The 20048-nt window shown below is 53.8% G+C and carries 16 protein-coding genes; 3 read left to right on the forward strand and 13 right to left on the reverse strand.

Annotation, left to right across the window (positions count from 1 at the left end):
* Window positions 1–180: 180 nt before the first annotated feature.
* The 10 genes from JF44_RS0107725 to JF44_RS0107770 form a co-directional block, all read right to left on the reverse strand.
* Window positions 181–963, reverse strand: coding sequence for a DUF4167 domain-containing protein (locus tag JF44_RS0107725; RefSeq protein WP_033068411.1), 783 nt, complete (start codon window positions 961–963; stop codon window positions 181–183).
* Window positions 964–1254: 291 nt separating this feature from the next.
* Complete coding sequence (gene prmC / locus JF44_RS0107730; protein WP_033068412.1) at window positions 1255–2157, reverse strand: peptide chain release factor N(5)-glutamine methyltransferase; 903 nt, start codon at window positions 2155–2157, stop codon at window positions 1255–1257.
* 2 nt (window positions 2158–2159) lie between these two features.
* Window positions 2160–3242 (reverse strand): peptide chain release factor 1, encoded by a 1083-nt coding sequence (gene prfA, locus JF44_RS0107735; protein ID WP_033068413.1) that lies wholly within the window; start codon window positions 3240–3242, stop codon window positions 2160–2162.
* Window positions 3239–4594 (reverse strand): glutamyl-tRNA reductase, encoded by a 1356-nt coding sequence (gene hemA / locus JF44_RS0107740; protein ID WP_033068414.1) that lies wholly within the window; start codon window positions 4592–4594, stop codon window positions 3239–3241. The genes prfA and hemA overlap by 4 nt, the downstream gene beginning before the upstream one ends.
* Window positions 4595–4601: 7 nt before the next feature.
* Window positions 4602–5843 (reverse strand): histidine--tRNA ligase, encoded by a 1242-nt coding sequence (gene hisS, locus JF44_RS0107745; protein WP_033068586.1) that lies wholly within the window; start codon window positions 5841–5843, stop codon window positions 4602–4604.
* 128 nt (window positions 5844–5971) lie between these two features.
* Window positions 5972–7096: a flavodoxin-dependent (E)-4-hydroxy-3-methylbut-2-enyl-diphosphate synthase gene (gene ispG / locus JF44_RS0107750; RefSeq protein WP_033068415.1), complete on the reverse strand. Its 1125-nt coding sequence runs from the start codon at window positions 7094–7096 to the stop codon at window positions 5972–5974.
* Window positions 7097–7277: 181 nt separating this feature from the next.
* Window positions 7278–8531, reverse strand: coding sequence for a helix-turn-helix domain-containing protein (locus JF44_RS0107755; protein ID WP_033068587.1), 1254 nt, complete (start codon window positions 8529–8531; stop codon window positions 7278–7280).
* A 96-nt stretch (window positions 8532–8627) separates the two neighbouring features.
* Window positions 8628–10910: a phosphoenolpyruvate--protein phosphotransferase gene (gene ptsP, locus JF44_RS0107760; protein ID WP_033068416.1), complete on the reverse strand. Its 2283-nt coding sequence runs from the start codon at window positions 10908–10910 to the stop codon at window positions 8628–8630.
* A 5-nt stretch (window positions 10911–10915) separates the two neighbouring features.
* Window positions 10916–11944, reverse strand: coding sequence for an NAD(P)H-dependent flavin oxidoreductase (locus tag JF44_RS0107765; protein WP_033068417.1), 1029 nt, complete (start codon window positions 11942–11944; stop codon window positions 10916–10918).
* A gap of 151 nt (window positions 11945–12095) precedes the next feature.
* A complete protein-coding gene (locus JF44_RS0107770) occupies window positions 12096–13316 on the reverse strand; it encodes an aspartate kinase (RefSeq protein WP_033068418.1) in 1221 nt (406 codons plus the stop codon).
* Between the two features lie 422 nt (window positions 13317–13738).
* Between JF44_RS0107770 and ubiG the strand changes: the two genes are divergently transcribed.
* Complete coding sequence (ubiG, locus tag JF44_RS0107775) at window positions 13739–14497, forward strand: bifunctional 2-polyprenyl-6-hydroxyphenol methylase/3-demethylubiquinol 3-O-methyltransferase UbiG (RefSeq protein WP_033068419.1); 759 nt, start codon at window positions 13739–13741, stop codon at window positions 14495–14497.
* 51 nt (window positions 14498–14548) lie between these two features.
* Here ubiG and JF44_RS0107780 read toward each other — a convergent pair whose 3' ends face one another.
* Complete coding sequence (locus JF44_RS0107780; RefSeq protein ID WP_052065590.1) at window positions 14549–15952, reverse strand: sensor domain-containing diguanylate cyclase; 1404 nt, start codon at window positions 15950–15952, stop codon at window positions 14549–14551.
* 283 nt (window positions 15953–16235) lie between these two features.
* A complete protein-coding gene (locus JF44_RS0107785; RefSeq protein ID WP_033068420.1) occupies window positions 16236–16670 on the reverse strand; it encodes a DUF1178 family protein in 435 nt (144 codons plus the stop codon).
* Window positions 16671–16793: 123 nt separating this feature from the next.
* Here JF44_RS0107785 and JF44_RS0107790 point away from each other — a divergent pair, with 123 nt between their 5' ends.
* Entirely contained in the window at window positions 16794–17321 is a 528-nt protein-coding gene (locus JF44_RS0107790; RefSeq protein WP_033068421.1) for a class I SAM-dependent methyltransferase, read from the forward strand.
* Window positions 17322–17472: 151 nt separating this feature from the next.
* Complete coding sequence (locus JF44_RS0107795; protein WP_033068422.1) at window positions 17473–19386, forward strand: PhoX family protein; 1914 nt, start codon at window positions 17473–17475, stop codon at window positions 19384–19386.
* A 101-nt stretch (window positions 19387–19487) separates the two neighbouring features.
* Here JF44_RS0107795 and JF44_RS0107800 read toward each other — a convergent pair whose 3' ends face one another.
* The gene (locus JF44_RS0107800) at window positions 19488–20027 is read right to left on the reverse strand and encodes a YHS domain-containing (seleno)protein (RefSeq protein ID WP_033068423.1); all 540 of its coding nucleotides are present in this window, start codon (window positions 20025–20027) and stop codon (window positions 19488–19490) included.
* Window positions 20028–20048 lie beyond the last annotated feature (21 nt).

Here is a 20048-nt window from a genome sequence, read left to right on the forward strand (position 1 = left end):
GTTGCGTTTCGCTTGCAGGGTTTTGTTCGGGCTTGGCGCACTGTTGGGGCGGGGCTACGCGCAAGAACGATGAGGAACATCGTTCAAGCTAAACGGGCACAGACGTTAAACGACAACACCCCTGCAAATCATCCGACTTGCAGGGGTGCGTGTCATGTTGAAAAAGGGTTTCTGATTACATCAGGCCGAAACCGGTTCGGACCCTTCGTCAGAAGGTGCGCCTTCTTCTTCGTCACGGCCAGCAGCACGGCTGCGGCCACGGCGTGCTGTCGGATGGCGACCGCGCGTACGCGCAGTCCCACTTGATGCACGGCGCGGTTTCTTATCGCCGTCATCAGCTTGCTCTGCACCATTGGCATTTTCCGCTGCATCCTCAGCGGGTGTTTCCGCCGGCGCACTGTCGGCTGCCGGAGCTTCTTCATCGGATTTGCGTGGGCGACCACGGGCCGGGCCACGCGCATCTGAACGACGGGCACGCGGCGCACGTTTTGGCTTGCCACCGTCATCCCCCGAAGAGGCTTCCGCTGCGCTGCTGTCTGCTTCAACAGGGGCGCTGTCGGCACCATTGCCCGATGCAGTTTCCGCATTTGCAGTGTTGTCGGTGTTTTCACCCTGCTGATCATCGCTTTGATTAGACTGGGCGTCATTGCGGTCATCACGGCCACGATTGTTGCGCGGGCGATTATTGTTGTTATCGCCCCGCTCTTCACGGCGTTGATTTTCCCATTCCTGGGCCGCCTGAAGAATACGCTGATAGTGTTCCGCGTGCTGATAGTAGTTTTCAGCCAGAACAGGATCGTCGGTGCAATCCTTTGCCAGCGAAACGTATTTTTCATAGACTTGCTGGGCATTACCGCGTACGCGGCCGTCCGGCCCATTGCTATCAAAATTCTGAAACTTTGGATTTACTGGACGTTTATTCGACTGTTGCCGTCCGCGCGGACGTTTATTGTTATTTCTCATATCAACATGACTTTGGTGTTGAAGGACAATCCGGTGACATCATCGGCCCCGGAACCACTCCGTCTGAAAAACATATTTCCCGCTAAACAGTGCCGTTCACGGCACATATTGCAAACCTGCCGAGAACCATTAATGGAACGGAGATTGTAGACTGTTTACTGGGGAACACGGCGCTTTCATAAGCGCGTTGGGCACCCGGCCCGTTCAATTCAACCTATATGGCTTGAACGGTTATTCCAACTGTTTTTTTCACTGTTGGATGCTTTTTTTTACATCACAGGTGCGGATTTCCTAAATTACACAGCGCCCAACCGCACAACGGGTTTTCTTTGCCGCAACGCAGCGAACAATACCGCCAAGGTCCTCGCGATATTCAACGCCGACAAACCCGGCTTCCACCAGCATCTGGCCAACATCCTTTTCCTGCCCGCGCCCGATTTCGAAAATCACGAAACCACCCGGCTTGGCCAAATCAAACGCAGCTTGGGACAAAATGCGATAGGCTGCCAACCCATCACCTTCGTCGGTCAAGGCAAGACGCGGATCAAATTTCTGCACCTCTGGCGATAATGTGCCCATTTCTTCTGCGGTGATGTAGGGCGGGTTTGACATTACAAGGTCAAACCCCTCCGACCGTTCTTCTGCCGTGAGCGCACTGTCCCAGTCAGAAACACGAAATTCTACATGACCGTCCAGGTCAAGAAGCCTGGCATTTTCCTGTGCACAGGCAACCGCACCGGCGCTGACATCAAGACCGACCCCCGCCGCACCGGGAAGATCCCCCACGGCCGAAAGCAACAAGCACCCTGTTCCCGTTCCGAAATCAACGAGCCGCGGTGCATCGGCGTCTTCAAGAAAATCAATTGCCCATTCCACCAGCGTTTCGCTGTCAGGGCGCGGCTCAAGCGTTTCGGGCGAGAGCTTAAAGGTATGACGCCAAAAATCACGCTCGCCAAGAATGCGCCCCACTGGCTCATTCCCAATACGGCGTGAAATCATGGACCGAAAGGTTTCTGCCTTGTCATCGGGCACAATATCTTCGGGCCATGCGCTGATCCGTCCACCATCAACACCCGCCGCACGCGCCAGCAAGATGCGCGCATCCATCCGTGCATTTTCAATGCCGGCATCATTCAATGCGGTAACGGCCGCAGCCATCAGGGCACCAAGCGTCGATGGGGTGTCAGAAGACATGATCAGCTTTCAATTTCGGCAAGTTTTTGTGCCTGTTCTTCCGCAATAAGCGCATCAATCATTTCATCAACTGCCGGACCACCGGTGATGAAATCATCCAACCGGTAAAGAGTCAGATTAATACGATGATCTGATACGCGCCCCTGCGGGAAGTTATAGGTGCGGATACGCTCCGACCGATCCCCGGACCCCACCTGTGATTTACGATCTGCGGCGCGTTCGCTGTCCTTGCTTTCGCGTTCCTGATCATACAGCCGCGACATCAGCATCTTCATCGCTTTTTCTTTGTTCTTGTGCTGCGATTTTGCTTCCTGACTTGCGGCAACGACACCGGTCGGAATGTGGGTAATGCGCACAGCACTGTCGGTCGTGTTGACGTGCTGACCACCCGCCCCTTGCGAACGATATGTATCAACCCGCAAATCCTTGGGATCAATTTTGATATCGACTTCTTCGGCTTCGGGCAGAACCGCCACCGTGGCCGCTGATGTGTGAATACGTCCGCCGCCCTCGGTAACCGGCACACGTTGCACGCGGTGCACGCCACTTTCAAATTTCAGACGCGCAAATACGTCCGTGCCCGAAACATTGACGATGACTTCCTTAAACCCGCCAAGGTCGTTTTCGCTGGCATCCATCTGTTCGAACTTCCAGCCGCGCCCTTCGGCGTACCGCTGATACATGCGATACAGGTCTGCTGCAAACAGGGCTGCTTCTTCACCGCCCGTTCCAGCGCGGATTTCAAGAATGGCGTTTTTGGTATCGGCACTGTCCTTGGGGATCAGCATCAGTTTCATCTGACGCTCTGCCTCGGGCAGTTTTTCAAGGATTTCGTATTTTTCGGCCTCGGCCATTTCGCGCATATCGCGATCACCGTTCGGATCGGCCAGAATTTCTTCGGCTTCTTTCAGGTCGTTCAGAAGCTTTTTATAAGCTTCAATTGCCTCAACCACCGGGGCCAATTCAGCATGTTCACGCGACAGCTTTGAAAACCCGTCACCATCAAGCTCACCGCTTGAAAGAAGCGCGTTGAGTTCGTCGAACCGGCGTGTAACACCTTCGAGCTTCCCAAGGTCCAAACTCACTCTTTATTCTCCTGTTCAGGGTCGTTGGCCTTCGTATGATTTTCATCCGGACCGAACGGCTTATCTTCAAGTTCAAACAAACGCGCCAACAATTTCTGGGCCTTGACCCATTCAACGGTGCCCGCACCATCGGTTGTTGTCGCCAAATCCTTTAGCGCCTGTGTTGGCGTATGCAGCAGCCGGTTGATCAAAAGCCAGGTCGCTTTTTCCGCATCCCCGTGACTTTCGCTCAGCACATCTGCGCGAACGGTTTCAAATCGTTTGCGTAGATCGGCAATCGCCGGCACAGCCGCACGTTGGGCACGATCACGCACGAAACCATCAATTTCCGCCTCGATCAGTGTCCAGGCTTCGTCTGCCTTTTCTTCACGTCCGCCGCGCCCTTCGGCAGCAATCTTTTCCAGATCTTCGATCCGGTAAAAGAATACCTCGTCGATTTCATCGACTTGCGGATCGATATCGCCCGGAACGGCCGTATCGATCATCAAAACCGGGCGATATCGACGTCGCTTGACCGCCGCCAATGCACGGTTCCGATCAATCATATAGCGCCGCGATCCACCGGCAGTCAGGACGAGGTCGGCTTCTGCCAACAGGCGATCTAGGTCGTCGATCTCAGACCAGTGACAATCCAGACGTCGTGCAACCAGTCGGGCACGGGCAGTCAGCCGATCCGTCACCAAAATGCGCCCGATGCCGCGTTCGGCAAGCGACGCGGCAATCAATTCCCCCATGTCACCAGCCCCCGCAACAAGCAAGGTACAATCACCAAGGTCACCATGCAGGTCCCGCGCAACCGATTGCGCCGCAGCGGCAATGGAAACAGCCCCCTGCCCGATGCCGGTCTGATTGCGGACCTTTTTGGCAATCGCGTAGGCCGCCTGATACACCAGCTCCAATTCCCGACCGACAAGATCATGTCGGCGGGCAATGCGATGGGCGTCCTTGACCTGCCCAAAGACTTCGGGCTCGCCAATCACAAGACTATCGAGCGATGCGGCAACCGCAAACATGTGGCGAAGTGCGTCGCGACCGGCGCGAATATAAAGTTCGCTTGCCAGTTGGTCGCGATCCAGATCAGCCCAAAGCGACATCAAATCAATCAGGCGCTCACGCCCGCGTTCGGCCTCGGACGCCAGCAGATGAATTTCAGTACGGTTGCAGGTCGAAACAACAACCGCCTGCCCCAACCGGGCTTGTTCGATTGCCGCAAGGAATTGCGGCAGGCGGGCTTCTTCGATGAACAGACGGTCTCGGGTATCCTCGCTTGAGCGCCGATGATTGGTGCCGATCACCATCAGGCGATCCAGCGGCCAATCCCCGGCATCCTCATGCGTTAAACCGTCTGTCACACCGTTCTCACTTTTTGCCGATCACGTCAGCCAACTGATCAAGGGCCACTTCCTGCTGCTCACCACTATCAAGATCACGCAACTGGGCCACACCATTGGCAAGTTCATCATCACCAAGGATCACAGCCATTTTGGCATTGGCCTTATCGGCACGTTTAAGACGCTTTTTCATATTGCCGGAATAGCCAAGTTCAACGGCAATACCGGCTTCGCGCAACGTTTGCGCAATGCTGCGACATTTCGCTTCGGCGGCATCTCCCATCGGAACAAAGGCCACGGGGCGCGCACCAGCAGGCGCTTCGCCAACCATCAGGGCGAGGCGTTCAACACCCGCAGCCCACCCAACACCGGCAGTTTGCGGACCACCCATGGTCGAAATCAGGCCATCATACCGGCCACCGGCCATCACAGTTCCCTGTGCGCCAAGGGTGTTGGTGGTGAATTCAAAGCAGGTATGGCAGTAATAATCCAACCCGCGCACCAGACGCGGATTTAGGTCATAGCTGATGCCGATATCACCAAGGCCTTCGGTCAGGCCTTTGAAGAATTCCTTGGAATGTTCATTGAGGTACTCGGCAAACAGCGGCGCATTCGCCACCAGTTCACGATCCCCTTCATCCTTGGAATCAAGAATACGCAGCGGGTTCTTTTCAAGGCGCGCACGGCTGTCTTCGGACAGCTTGTCAAAATGGCCCTTGAAATAATCCACCAGTACATCGCGATAGGCCGCACGGCTTTCAGGGTCACCAAGGGTGTTCAGCTCCAGCGTGATGCTATCCCAAAGACCGAGGCTTTTAAGGATGTGCGCACCATAGCCGATCATCTCAATGTCGCCTGCAACCTGTTCGACACCAAGAAGTTCTGCACCGATCTGATGGAACTGCCGCTGACGTCCTTTTTGCGGGCGTTCATAGCGGAACATCGGGCCATAGTAGCTGACCTTGACCGGGGACATTTGCTGCATGCCATTGGAGATGTAGGCACGCGCTATACCCGCTGTTCCTTCGGGGCGCAGCGTGATCTGTTCACCGCCGCGATCTTCAAAGGTATACATTTCCTTGGTCACGACATCGGACGTGTCGCCAAGGGTGCGGGCAAAGACCTCGGTAAATTCGAAGATCGGCGTGGTCATGCGATGATAGCCATACAACTCGCCAATTTCGCGTGCGGTATTCGCGATGTAATCCTGCAGACGGTTCTGTTCCGGCAGAAGGTCGTGCGTGCCACGGACGGGTTGAAGCGATGCCACTTTGGGTCTCCGATCTAACTTGAATTCCAGATATTTGCGCGAAACATCAATGGGCGCAAACATATGCGAACATGAAAATAGCTTTCCGCCGATGTGGCGGAAAGCCAAATTTACTTAATACAGCCTTGCTATTCTGCTGCGGTTTTCTTGGCGGCTTCTTCGGCTTCGATCTTGGCCGCACGTTCTTCGACCAGCTCAACGATATGGTCGACCATTTTTTCCGTGCTGATATTGTGATCCGGGCGACCGGAAATATACATCTTGTGGTTTCCGCCACCGCCACCGGTCAGACCAATATCTGTTTCGCGTGCCTCGCCCGGACCGTTGACGATACAGCCAATGATCGACAGCGAGATCGGCGTCGAAATATGGGCCAAGCGTTCTTCAAGGGCTGCAACCGTCTCAACAACGTTAAAGCCCTGACGCGCACAAGACGGACAGGAAATGATCTGAACACCACGGGTACGAAGACCAAGCGATTTCAGGATATCAAACCCGACATGGATTTCCTCAAGCGGATCGGCAGAAAGCGAGACACGCAAGGTATCCCCAATACCGGCCCACAGAAGGTTGCCCATGCCAATCGATGACTTAACCGTACCACCGCGCAGGCCTCCAGCCTCGGTAATGCCAAGATGCAGCGGATAGTCGCATGCCTCTGCCAAACCGTAATAGGCCGCAACCGCGAGGAAAACGTCCGATGCCTTGACCGAGATTTTAAATTCGCGGAAATCCAGATCTTCAAGAATTTTGGCGTGGTTCAGCGCGCTTTCGACCATCGCTTCGGGGCAAGGTTCACCGTAACGTTCAAGAAGTTCCTTTTCCAGCGACCCGGCATTCACACCGATACGCATCGAACAGCCATGATCCTTGGCGGCTTTCACAACTTCGCGCACACGTTCGGTCGACCCGATATTCCCCGGATTGATTCGAAGGCATGCGGCACCGGCCTCGGCGGCCTCGATCGCGCGTTTATAATGGAAATGGATGTCGGCAACGATCGGGACATTCACCTGCTTGACGATGTCTTTTAACGCTGCTGATGATTCCTGATCCGGGCAGGACACGCGCACAATATCCGCACCGGCCTCTTCCAGACGATGGATCTGCGCAACAGTCGCGTTCACATCGGTGGTCAGGGTATTGGTCATGGACTGCACCGAGATCGGCGCATCCCCACCAACTTCCACATCACCAACACGGATTTTGCGGCTTTGGCGGCGTTCAATATCGCGATATGGGCGGACGCTCATTTCCGGTTCCAAAATGTTCAAGGTGTCTTGGGGGAGTATATAGCTTATCAAACGCCGATTAGAAACCGTTGGATGACAGATTTTCTGCCGGGTTTTGCATGGCAGGCAAGAAAAAAGGCGACCCCGACGGGCCGCCTTTGACATTCATATCGGATATATCGCCATCAATCTGGCAACAAACCTATTGAACTGTTGGCTCTTCGGACTGTGTCAGATTGCCGACATCAAGCGAGAAATCCGAAATCACAGCGCCATAATCGCCGACCGGCTGAGGGTCTTGCCCATCAATGCTATAGGTCAAAGCCCCGGCATTGCCGACTTCAAGTTTCAGGCCATCACGATTCGGCACCTTGTAGATATCACCAGCAGACAGCATCCGGGTCAGCAAAACATTGCCGTCTTCTTCGCGAATACGCACCCAACTGGTTTCCACCGCCGAGATGGTCACTCGACTGTCAACATTGACCGCCCCAAAGACACGCGCCCCACCAACATCATCAACGTCCGGTGCTGCGGGCACAGATGCGACCTCAGCAGCGGGTGTCGCAGGAACTTCGGCTGGTTGTTCTTCCACCGGAGCTTCTGCGATCTCTGCGACTTCGTTTGTGACCGGTGCCTCTTCAGCCTCGGCTAAGGGTTCTTCGGCCGCAGGTGCTTCAGCAACCTCAGACGGTGTTGCAGGCGTCGTATCTTCGGTTACGACAGGTTCAGACGCTGGTTGCTCGGCAACGGTCGCATTCTCGGTCGGAACGACCGGGCTTGCGGGTGCTGCCATTTCTTCAGATGTCGTTGCCGGTGTGTTTTCCGGTTCTGAAATCATCGGTGCCGGTGCCACAATCTCTGCTTCGGCTGCTTGTGCGTCCGCCGCATTTTCAAGATTGCGCGGCTGAGCTTCGTCCGATGCCGTCGTGGAATAGCTCGCCAGACGTTCCGGCAGCGGGTCCACCAAATCGGCAATGGTTTTACCCTGACTTGAAAGATAGTACCAACCGCCGTAAGCCCCCAAACCCAACATGACTGCAATCAGCAGAACTGCGCCCCCCGGCACCCGGCTTTCCTGAACCGGTTTGGGGAATGACAGTTCGCTGCGCACAGCAGGCGCGTTGCTTTCTTCCCGGAAGCGACGGGCAATTTCTGCACCATCCAACCCAAGGTATTCGGCATATGCCTTCACAAAGCCAAGGCCATAGGGACCATTCGGCAGAACCGAGTAATCACTTGCTTCAATGGCTTCGATATAAATTTTACGAATACGCAACATACGGCAAACGTCTTCGACAGTTTGCCCCAAACCATTGCGGGTCGCCCTCAACAGGCTCCCGACTTCGGTGTAGCCACCGGACTGGTTATTTTCTGCGTCCATCACGACATCATTTGATGGCGTATCGCCGGACAAAGGCCTGAAACGTAGGCGCCCACCGGTTTCGTCATCCAAATGATCATCCTTTCGCTTTTTGATCGCCAACTCCGCACCCCCACGTTACGATCTAGCAATAAAACTAGCAGAAATCCCCACCAAAAGCGATTGTTTTTAAAGTTTTACACCGTGATCTATTGCGAAAGCCTTAAGACGCGAACGCAATGATCTGGTTGGATTATCCATTATGGTGAGAATATAGCGCTCTACTTCAGACTTGCACATGCTTCTGACCATTTCCTTTACAGGGCCAACAGAAGCAGGTGCCATCGATAAACGCTTGATTCCCAAGCCAATAAGGGCCATCGCCTCAAGTGGGCGTCCCGCCATCTCACCACAAATGGTCAGACGGACGTTCCGCTCATCACACAATGTCACCAATTGGCGCATAAAAGCAAATACACTTGGTGAAAGTGTATCATACCGCCCCTCAATGCGCGGATTACCACGATCAGCCGCAAACATGAACTGCAACAAATCATTGGTGCCGACCGAAAGGAAGTCGACACGATCAAGCAATGCAGGTGCCTGCCAGATCAAGGCGGGCACCTCAAGCATCGCACCGACTTCGACCTTACGCGGGATAAATCCGCGCGCAGCTTCACGTTTAAGCTGCTGGTCAAGAACGGTCTTTGCCTGATCGAACTCGGCCACCTCGGCAATCATCGGGAACATGATGTAAAGATCACGATCATGTCCTGCACGTATCAGGGCGCGCAACTGGTGCACAAGAACCGCCGGACGATCAAGCGTGATCCGAATGGACCGCCACCCCATCGCCGGGTTCTCTTCTGTCATATCCTCCCAATAGGGCAGCAATTTGTCACCGCCCACATCGAGAGTACGAAAAACAACCGGGCGGCCTTCGGCCTGCTCGAAGATGCGGTCGTAAAGTCGGGTCTGATCCGTGATGTCGGGCATGGCAGAGCGCACCATGAACGGAATTTCCGTTCGATACAGCCCGATGCCATCCGCACCGCTTTCAATCACATGGGGAACATCAATCAAAAGACCGGCATTCACATTAAGCGAAATATCCAGGTCATCTGTTGTGCGCGCCGGCATGTCGCGCATCTGGGCATAAAGCGCCTTGCGTTCTGCCCGGGCGCGAAGTGCACCGTCAATAACGGCCCGAACATCTTCGCTTGGTCGCACAAACAATTGACTGTTGTCAGCATCGACAATCAACGGGTCACCGGCTTCGACCTTATCAAGGACACCTTTGACCCCGCCCAGTACCGGAATATCAAGCGCACGGGCGACAATCGCCACATGCGATGTATGTGACCCTTCCTCAAGCGCCAGCCCCCGCAAAAGCGTATGGTCGTAATCCAAAAGTTCTGCCGGGCCGATATTGCGCGCAACCAGAATGATGTCATCGGGCAAATCACCGAACGCCGGCGACTGATATTGCCCGGAAAGATGTTGCAGCAAACGGTTGGCCAGATCTTCAAGATCATGCAGACGTTCACGCAAATATGGATCGGTTACCTGCGCCATGCGCGCGCGGGTATCATCATGCACCTTCTGCACGGCAGCTTCGGCCGTAAGGCCGGTATGAACGGCTTCGGTAATCCGGTTCAGCCAGCCTGTATCCTGGGCAATCATTCGATAGGCTTCAAGAATATCGCCCGGATCATCCCCACCTTCCATGCCATCAATGCCCGATACGGCTTCAAGCATTTTATCAAGGTGGTTTTGAAGCCCACGCATGGCTTCACGCAGACGGGTCAGTTCTTCTTCCGGGTCATCAGACACCATCCGATCAATGACAATGCGCGGCTCATGCAGAACCGCAAGGCCCTTGCCAATGCCCGGCGCCAGACGCGCCCCGCCAAGACGAAGAGGCAGAAGCGCAATACCATCCGCAGGGATCAGTTCCTCGCGGCTGACAAGCTCACCGGCGGCGACCATTTCGGCCAACACCATGGCAACGTTTTCAAGCGCTTCCTGTTCGTCTTCGGAATACAGCCGTTCGGTTCGATTCTGCACGGCAAGAACACCGATGATGCGCCCACCGCGCAAAATCGGCACACCGATCATCGAATGATAAATTTCCTCGCCGGTTTCCGGACGATAGGCAAAATTCGGATGACTTTGCGCGTCCTTTAGGTTGAGTGGCCGCGCATGTGCGGCAACGAAACCAACGATCCCTTCCCCCACACGCAGACGCGTGAGGTGCACCGCCTCCTTTGACAGACCACAGGTCGCAAACAGCTCAAGCACTTCGCCCGCACGCATGACATAGACCGAACACACCTCTGCCACCATATCGGCAGCAATGATGGTCACGATCTGGCCCAGACGTTCCTCAGCAGTCCCCGGTCCAGCCATGACGTCGCGGACGCGCTTTAGAAGGCGTCGCGGACCTGAGACTGCGGCGGACGGAATGCTCATGTGACTTAGCTGTCTCTCTTAACCAGGGATAGGACGGCCTGTTCGACCAACTCTTCAAGGATTTCGGAAACCGGTTGTTCTTTCTTTACCATACCAACCGACTGGCCCGCCATAACCGATCCGCTTTCGACGTCACCATCGATCACGGCACGGCGCAAGGCACCAGCCCAGAAATGTTCAATTTCAAGCTGTGCTTCACCCTGATCAAGTTCGCCTGCACGGAATTTTTCAATCACGGCACGCTGCGTATCACGGAATTCGTCGGTTCCCTTGTTGGCAAGGGCGCGCACCGGAATAACAGGGAAGCGATCATCAAGCTGCACGGTCGTTACCGCATCACGTGCGCTTGCGCGGATAAAGGCCTTTTTGAAGTCGGGATGGGCGATGCATTCTTCGGCACATACAAGACGTGTGCCGACCTGAACACCTGATGCGCCCTGTTCAAGCAAACCGGTAATGGCTTCACCACGACCGATACCACCAGCACAGAAGACCGGAATGTCGGCAACATTTGGCAGAATTTCCTGCGCAAGAACCGTAAGCGAAACCGGACCAATATGGCCACCTGCTTCGCTGCCTTCGATCACAAGCGCATCCGCGCCCGAACGAACCAGTTTCTTTGCCAGAACCAATGCCGGGGCAAAACAGATAACCTTGGCAAATTCCTTGGCCTTTTTGATCGATGCCGAGGACGGCAGACCACCGGCCAGAACCACGTGACCAACGTTGTGTTCGCGGCAGACTTCGATCAGATCATCAAGCATCGGGTGCATGGTGATCAGATTGACGCCAAATGGCTTCTTGGTCATTTCCTTGGTGGCGGCAATCTCGGCTGACAGGAGATCCGGGGTCATTGACCCGCAGGCAATCACACCAAAGCCACCGGCATTTGAAACCGCCGAAACAAGATGACGCTCTGAAACCCAGGACATGGCACCGGCCATAATCGCGTAATCGGTTCCAAGAAATTCCTTGCCCGCAGCCCAAAGATTTTCAAGGCGCGCGCGTGCAGCGTCAATTTTCGGATCGCTCATATTTTCTGTACCCCAATGCAGAAACGCAGGGAACCGATGGTTCCCTGCCATTTCATCAAGACAGCCGAAACCACAAAGCCCCAGCTAGTATGTAGTAATACACGTAATTTAACAGCGGCTTAATCGCATCAAAGCGACTGCCCTGCCCAAATTATTCGGCATCCAGACCGTATGCGGTGTGCAGGGCGCGCACGGCAAGTTCGGTATATTCCTCGGCGATCAGTACGCTGACCTTGATTTCCGAGGTCGAGATGACCTGAATATTGATGCCTTTTTCCGCAAGGGTTTCAAACATCTTGCGCGCGACGCCAACGTGGGACCGCATGCCAACACCAATGATCGACACCTTGGTCACATCAGATGTGCTGAGCAGTTCCTGATAGGCGATCTGCTCTTTGTTTTTTTCGATCACCTGAAACGCACGCTGGAATTCACCCCGCGGAACGGTAAAGGTCATGTCCGTGCTTTTACCGTCTTCAGAGACGTTCTGCACGATCATGTCAACATTGATATTTGCATCAGCCAACGGGCTGAAGATTGAAGCGGCAATACCCGGTTTGTCTGCGACTTTCACCAAGGTAATCTTGGCTTCATCACGGCTATAGGCAATTCCGCTGACGACTTCCTGTTCCACGATCTCGTCCTCGTCTACAACAAGTGTTCCTTCTGCTTCGCTAAAGGTAGAGCGGACCTGCACCCGGACGCGATGGTTCATTGCCATCTCGACAGAACGGGTTTGCAGAACCTTCGCACCAAGCGAAGCGAGTTCCAGCATTTCTTCGTAGGTAATTTTTTCGATCTTCTGTGCCTTGGGCACAATGCGCGGATCGGTGGTATAGACACCGTCAACATCAGTGTAGATGTCACAGCGATCTGCCTTCAATGCCGCAGCAAGTGCGACCGCAGACGTATCCGAACCACCGCGCCCCAACGTGGTAATGCGGTTGTCAGGGGCAATTCCCTGGAAACCGGCAACGCAAACGACTTCGCCGCCATCCATGCGCTTATCAAGCTCGGTGGTATCAATTTCGCGAATGCGGGCCTTTGCATGTGCACCATCGGTTTTGATCGGGATCTGCCACCCCAGCCAGGAGCGTGCAGGCACATCCATGCTTTGCAACGCCATGGCCAGAAGACCGACTGTCACCTGTTCACCCGATGATACGATCACGTCATATTCACGTGCGTCATACATCGGCGAAACTTCCTGCGCCCAGCCAACCAGTTCATTGGTTTTACCCGACATGGCAGACACGACAACAGCAACCTGATTGCCTGCATCCACTTCGGATTTCACCCGGCGCGCAACATTCTTGATTTTATCAACATCAGCGACCGAAGTGCCGCCAAATTTCATGACAATACGGGCCATGAAGTATCCCCGCTATGCTCGCCGTCCTTCGGCTGCCCGAACGTGACGGCATGTGATCCGGTCCCAAATCAGGGAAGCATGCCGCAATTACAGCGCTTCTCCTGATCCAAGCGGCGTTATCAATACTGCCATAATCGACATGAAACAAGCGCCAAGGATGCCGAAAAGTTGCGTGAAGGCTGTTTTTTTGCTCCACAAATGTCCTGAACCAATTCGATGGAGCAAATTGTATCGAATATCCTGCGAAAACTACCCAATACCCCTGATGTCGCATGCATTGTGCGCAATGCACATCCGTCCCGGAAAACGCAACCAGCACACTCATCAATCCCCATTTAACAGCAGAGTATTGCCTTGCCGTTCGCGCCCGCGTAAACAGGGCATTATATACCATAGTAGTTTCACGCCTTCGGAGCCACGCCATGTCGGAAGCATCCGCACCAACCAGCCGCACTGCCAATGCCGAGGAAATCGCGCGCTTTTCTGCCATGGCAGAAAAATGGTGGGACCCGAATGGTGTTATGAAGCCGCTTCATAAGTTCAATCCGATACGACTTAAGCTTCTGCGCGACAATATCTGCGCCCATCTTGGGCGTGATCCTGAAACGGTTGAACCGCTCAAAGGGGTCGAAATCATCGATATTGGCTGTGGTGCTGGCTTGCTGTCCGAACCGCTTGCGCGGATGGGGGCAAAAATGACCTCCATCGATGCTGCAGAAAATAATATCGAAGTCGCCAAGGTCCATGCCAAGCAATCGGGTCTTGAGATCGATTATCGCTGCAGCACACCGGAAATGCTGGCTGACGAAGGCAAGCAGTTTGACATCGTTCTGAATATGGAAGTCATCGAACATGTCGATGACCCGCAATTTTTCATGCAGGCCTGCGCGTCGGTTCTCAAACCGGGGGGCTTGATGTTTGTTGCCACCTTGAACCGCACGATCAAATCACTGGCATTGGCAAAGATCGGGGCGGAATACATTTTGCGCTGGCTGCCTGCGGGCACCCATGACTGGCGTAAATTTGTCAAACCGTCTGAAATGTCAGGATACCTGCGTGGCGCAGGACTGGAACTGAGCGACATCACCGGTGTTGCCTATAACCCGATCACTGACACATGGGCACCGGCACCGCGCGATCTTGATGTAAATTACATGGTAATCGCGCAGAAACCGGCCTGATTTTGGCCCTCAAGACCGGCGTCTTGCGGGAACAAGTCGATTGTTGCGATCTTATTTTCCGGCTTCAGATACCTCATAGCGGTCTTTACCACTGCGCTTGGCCCGATACAGCGCCTCATCTGCACAATTTAACGAAGCTTCGATCGTGCAAACCTGCTCCGGGGGCAGGCAACACGCCCCGATGCTGACTGTAATCGAAACACTATCGCCGCCTGAAAGCGCAATACTTGTTTTACGCGCAGATGCCAACAACCGCTCGCAGACCGTTTCCGACGATTCCTTATCCCGAATGACGCTGGCAAATGCGAATTCCTCGCCGCCAAGACGCGCAACAATGTCTTCTACCCGAAAATGTTGCGCCAATGTTCGCGCAAGAGAAACCAGAACCTCGTCGCCGACCGCGTGTCCGTGTGTGTCATTTACATGCTTGAAATCATCAATATCAAGAATGCCAACCATCGCGACATATTGGTGACGTCGGCAGAACCCAAGCAGCTTTTCAAGCTGATCTACAAAACAGCGTCGGTTGGGGATACCGGTCAGGGCATCGTAATATGCCAGTTTCTCAAGCTTGATATTTGCTTCCTGAAGCTGTCGCGTCCTCTCCTCGACGAGTTTGTTCAATGAATCCTTGATTTGGCGCAGCTCGGTATTGCGGCGCTCAAGCTGTTGCGAATTGAAAACGGATTCCGTTACATCACGTTCAATCGCAGCGAAATGCGTGATCTCGCCATTCCGGTCATATAGCGGCATGATGTTCATATCGAGCCAGTATGGCCGCCCGGACTTGGAGTAATTCAAAAGTGTTTCGCGCACACCTTGTTTCTTTTCCAGGGCTTCACGTATGCGGCGGCAGGCCTCTTCGTCAGTCATTTTTCCCTGAAGAATACGCGGGGTTTCTCCAATGACCTCCTCACGCGAATAGCCGGTTAATTGCTCAAAGGCGCGATTGACATACACGATCTTGGGACCAAACGGTCCATCGACGGAATCCGCCTCTGTAACGATGACAACATCACCTGCATTTTCAAGGATATGCTCGTATGAAAACAGGCTCTGGCGATCAGTAACATCGTTGAAAGACACCACGACAAAGCCTTTGGTCTCGCTGGCTCCGCTTTGAGTCTCGACATAAGCATTCACCAGAAACCATCTTACATCGCCGGTTTCATCATCGACTTTGCCAAGTATTTCATTGATCATTTTCTGACCACTTTTGCGCACCCGGTTTACCGGATACTCGTAGACCATCAAACGTCGGTGATGTTCGTCGACAAAATGCCAATGGGAATCATGAACTGACAAACCAATCAGGTTGTCGTAATCCATTTCCAGCAAATCCATCGCACGCGGGTTTGCATAGACAATCGAGGTGTCCCAAGCATGAATGACAACCCCGACCAGCGAATGATCCAGCACGTTCTTGAGATTAAGGGCACCTAAGTCCAGTTCCATCACCACTCTCCCCACAAGAGTCTTCGCACTGCCAGATCACTCAACAGCAAAAGCCTGTGACAAGGTGCAACCACAGACTTCAAGCAGATTGCGAGAATCTTGATAGCAAGCGAAGCTTTCCCTTTCTAACGTGGGTCATGGCAACGCCCGATATCATTCTAATGAATATCAGAAGGCAAGCAGCCTAATTCAATATTACACCAGAAAGTATATTAGCGGGGATTGAAACAGCGGTTTTTTTGAAAGCAGCAATCCTAATGACCAAAAACAGCAAGAAAACCGGTCAGTTTTTCTTGGTGTCGTCGTCCCAGGGCAGCGCCATGACATCAATGCCTTCGTCAACCAGCTCTGCGGTTTCCTTAAGCGACGCTTCGCCATAAATGCCGCGCTTTTCGGTTTCACCGTAATGTATTTTGCGGGCTTCCTCGGCAAACTTGTTGCCGACATTGTCGCAGTTGGCTTCGACCTGTTTTCGGATTTCGGCAATGGCTGCTTTGGTTGCTTCGGCAACGACTTTTTGCTGCTGTTTTTCGGCGGCGACTTCTTTTTGACGGGATGTGCGCAAACGCGGGGCCATCAAGGCCTTGCCAACATTGGACGTCCCACACACCGGACAGGACAAATCCCCGCCAGATGCCTGCGCCTCATACGTTGCGCCGTCCTTGAACCAACCTTCAAATTCGTGATCATGTTCGCATTTAAGCTGAAATAGAATCATGATGTTACTTATAAAAGCCAAACCATTCGCATGACGAAAACACTTCGGTTATTTGTCATATGGCCTGTAAAACGGCGAAACGCCAGCCACAGACGAAACCTTCAATAAACAAGATTTACAAAAATGTCATCCCAATTGCCATCAAACTGGATCACACAACACACCCCGCCCCCGACTGCGGGCCATGAACAGGCCCTTGATCTGGCATGTGGCAAGGGGAGACACAGTTTCTGGCTTGCCGATCAGGGATGGCAGATCACTGCAATTGATCGCGACCTTTCGCACACCGACACCACCGCGCCCCCTGCCATCACGTGGATCGAAGACGACCTGGAAGCCGGTTATTGGCCGCTTGGGGGCAAGCAATTTGATCTGATCGTTGTGACCAATTATCTGCACCGACCGCTTTTTGATCATTTGCGCACCGCACTGCGGCCGGGTGGGTCTTTGATCTATGAGACTTTCATGATCGGGAATGCACAATATGGTCGCCCACGATCCCCGAAGTTCCTTTTAAACAAGGATGAACTGCGTATGATCTTCTCAGACTGGGATATCCGAGCATTTGAACAAGGCCCGGTGTATCTGGATGGCCCGGCGGAGATCACAGCAGTAAAACAATCAATCGTCGTGCAAAAACCTGCCGAGTAAATTGGATGGTTCCCCCTCCTAAAACGACAAATTGAAACAAATACGCAACAATTTGTTTTTGCAAAATAAACACAACGTTCACAATCTGCGCATTCAGTTTCTGGCATTTTTATCTTGCTGCTTCAGGCACAGGCATTGAGAGAGAAAAGCCATGAATGAAAAATACGAAATCATCGAAGATAGTGACGACATCCCGTCCAATCCGACCAGCAACCCGCGCATTGATGATTTGATCAATGCACGTTTCTCCCGCCGCGGCTTTTTCAAGGGCCTGATGGCAACCTCGGCTGTCGTTGGTGCAGGCATCGCGACCAAGGGTGTCGCCAAGGCACAGTCGCCATCCACCCTGACCTTCAAGTCGATCCCGCAAAAAATTACCGAAACCCACGCGGTTGCAGACGGCTATGACGCCAATGTCCTGATCCGTTGGGGCGACAAGGTTGTTGCCGATGCCCCGGCATTTGTTCCCGGTCAGGTCGATGCCAAGGCGCAGAACAAGCAGTTTGGCTACAACTGCGACTATGTTGGTTATATGCCGCTTCCCGTCGGTTCCGATAATTCCGATCACGGACTTCTGTGCGTCAGCCACGAATACACCAATGCCGAACTGATGTGGTCTGGCCTTAAAGACGGTATGGACGCCTCGGAAGAACAGGCATTGCATGAAATCGCGGCCCACGGTCACTCTGTCGTCGAAGTCAAGAAAACCGGCGGCAAATGGCAGGTTGTTGATGGATCTGGCTATGCGCGCCGCATCTCGCCGATTGATACCGAAATGCAGATTACCGGCCCGGCTGCCGGCCATGACCGCCTTAAAACCAACACCGATCCGACCGGTACCCGTGTCATCGGCACCTTAAACAACTGTGCAGGTGGCAAAACTCCGTGGGGCACGGTCCTGATCTCGGAAGAAAACTTCAACGGTTACTTTGGCGGCGACATTGCCAAAACCAGCGAAGAACGCAATTACAAACGTCTGGGCATCAGCAAAGACAGTTGGTATTCGTGGGTGAAGTATTTCGACCGTTTCAATGTCGAAAAAGACCCGAACGAGCCGAACAAATTTGGCTGGATGGTCGAAATCGATCCATATGATCCGACCTCCATGCCCAAAAAGCGTACCGCGCTTGGCCGCTTCAAACATGAAGGCGCCACCGTCATCATCAACAAGGACAACTCAGTTGTTGCCTATTCCGGCGATGATCAGCGCTTTGACTATCTTTATAAATTCGTTGCGGCGAACAAATACAACCCGAATGACCGCGCAGCGAACATGGATATTCTGGAAAACGGCACCCTTTATGTTGCCAAATTCCACGAAGACGGCAGCCTTGACTGGATGCCGCTGATCTTTGGCGAAGGCCCGCTGACCACGGCAAACGACTTTAACAGTCAGGCAGATGTTCTAATCGAAGCCCGCCGCGCCGCAGACCTTCTGGGGGCAACCCAAATGGACCGCCCGGAAGACGTCGAACCGAACCCGGTCAACGGCAAAGTCTATGTCATGCTGACCAACAATTCCAAACGCAAGGAAGGCAACGCACCCAACCCGCGCGCAGCCAATCCGCATGGTCACGTACTCGAACTCACGCCGCCCGGCGGCATGGGCAAGGATGCCGACCATACGGCAATGCGTTTTACCTGGGACATCATGATCGCAGCGGGCAATCCGTCCAATGCAGATGACAAAGCGGTTTATCATCCGGCAACCGAATCCTGGCTTTCCTGCCCGGACAACATGGCGATTGATCATCGCGGTCGTCTTTGGATTTCATCTGACGGCGCGCAAAAGTCCGACATTCCGGATGGTATGTGGGCAACCGATGTTGATGGACCCGGCCGGGCCCTGACAAAGTTCTTCTTTGCCTGCCCGGTCGGCGCAGAAATGTGTGGCCCGGAATTCACACCGGATGGGAAAACGCTTTTCCTTGCGGTTCAGCACCCGGCAGACGGTTCATCCTATGACGAACCAAGCACCCGCTGGCCTGATTTCCAGGCTGCACTGCCGCCGCGCCCGTCCGTTGTTGCGGTCACCAAATCAGACGGCGGTGAAATCGCAGGCTAAGCGATAACGCCGTTCACCAGACGACCAAAAAAACCCACCGGCCGTTTTGTGCCGGTGGGTTTTCTGCTGGGACGCACATATTTGTTTGGCCAGTGAAGGCGCTATTTGACCGGGGCTGGCATATCGTACGTTCCGTCATTATCCGTGATTTCCATCCAGCTTCGATCCGAAGCCGCCTTGCTTTCAAGTCCTGACCAGTTACCTTCGGCGGTATTGATATTTCCGGAAATATCTGCATTCCAGAACCCGACCACAGCTGGCGTGATGTTCAGGTAAAGCTCCCCATCAACAATCCGCCACAGGTTCGGGTTGGCAGGCACCTTACCGCCCTTGGCAACGCCAAAGGCACAATGACCATCGTATTTCGGCGCGTATTTGGCCGGGTCGGCCAAAAACATGTCTCGGTTTTCCTGTGATACGAATGCCCAGGTCGCGCCGTTATATTCGGCGGTGATATCAGCCTTACCCGGCACAGCATGGGGCTGCATCATGCCGACATCCTTTTGCGGAAGGTTGAAATAGGCCACCACGTCATAGCCACTTATGGCAAAGCCGGTTTCATCGACATATTGCTCACCGGCCAAAGCCGCACCTGACATGGCCACCAGCATTGCTGATCCGATAACAAATTGTTTGAACATTTTCCCTGTTTCTCCAGTTTG

The organism is Thalassospira australica (assembly GCF_000763295.1).
Taxonomy (GTDB): Bacteria; Pseudomonadota; Alphaproteobacteria; order Rhodospirillales; family Thalassospiraceae; genus Thalassospira; species Thalassospira australica.

Bases quoted from the DNA above. Each gene is read 5' to 3' on its own strand.
- JF44_RS0107725 (WP_033068411.1), bottom strand. From the start codon at position 963: ATGAGAAATAACAATAAACGTCCGCGCGGACGGCAACAGTCGAATAAA.
- prmC (WP_033068412.1), bottom strand. From the start codon at position 2,157: ATGTCTTCTGACACCCCATCGACGCTTGGTGCCCTGATGGCTGCGGCC.
- ispG (WP_033068415.1), bottom strand. From the start codon at position 7,096: ATGAGCGTCCGCCCATATCGCGATATTGAACGCCGCCAAAGCCGCAAA.
- ptsP (WP_033068416.1), bottom strand. From the start codon at position 10,910: ATGAGCATTCCGTCCGCCGCAGTCTCAGGTCCGCGACGCCTTCTAAAG.
- JF44_RS0107765 (WP_033068417.1), bottom strand. From the start codon at position 11,944: ATGAGCGATCCGAAAATTGACGCTGCACGCGCGCGCCTTGAAAATCTT.
- JF44_RS0107770 (WP_033068418.1), bottom strand. From the start codon at position 13,316: ATGGCCCGTATTGTCATGAAATTTGGCGGCACTTCGGTCGCTGATGTT.
- ubiG (WP_033068419.1), top strand. From the start codon at position 13,739: ATGTCGGAAGCATCCGCACCAACCAGCCGCACTGCCAATGCCGAGGAA.
- JF44_RS0107780 (WP_052065590.1), bottom strand. From the start codon at position 15,952: ATGGAACTGGACTTAGGTGCCCTTAATCTCAAGAACGTGCTGGATCAT.
- JF44_RS0107785 (WP_033068420.1), bottom strand. From the start codon at position 16,670: ATGATTCTATTTCAGCTTAAATGCGAACATGATCACGAATTTGAAGGT.
- JF44_RS0107790 (WP_033068421.1), top strand. From the start codon at position 16,794: ATGTCATCCCAATTGCCATCAAACTGGATCACACAACACACCCCGCCC.
- JF44_RS0107795 (WP_033068422.1), top strand. From the start codon at position 17,473: ATGAATGAAAAATACGAAATCATCGAAGATAGTGACGACATCCCGTCC.
- JF44_RS0107800 (WP_033068423.1), bottom strand. From the start codon at position 20,027: ATGTTCAAACAATTTGTTATCGGATCAGCAATGCTGGTGGCCATGTCA.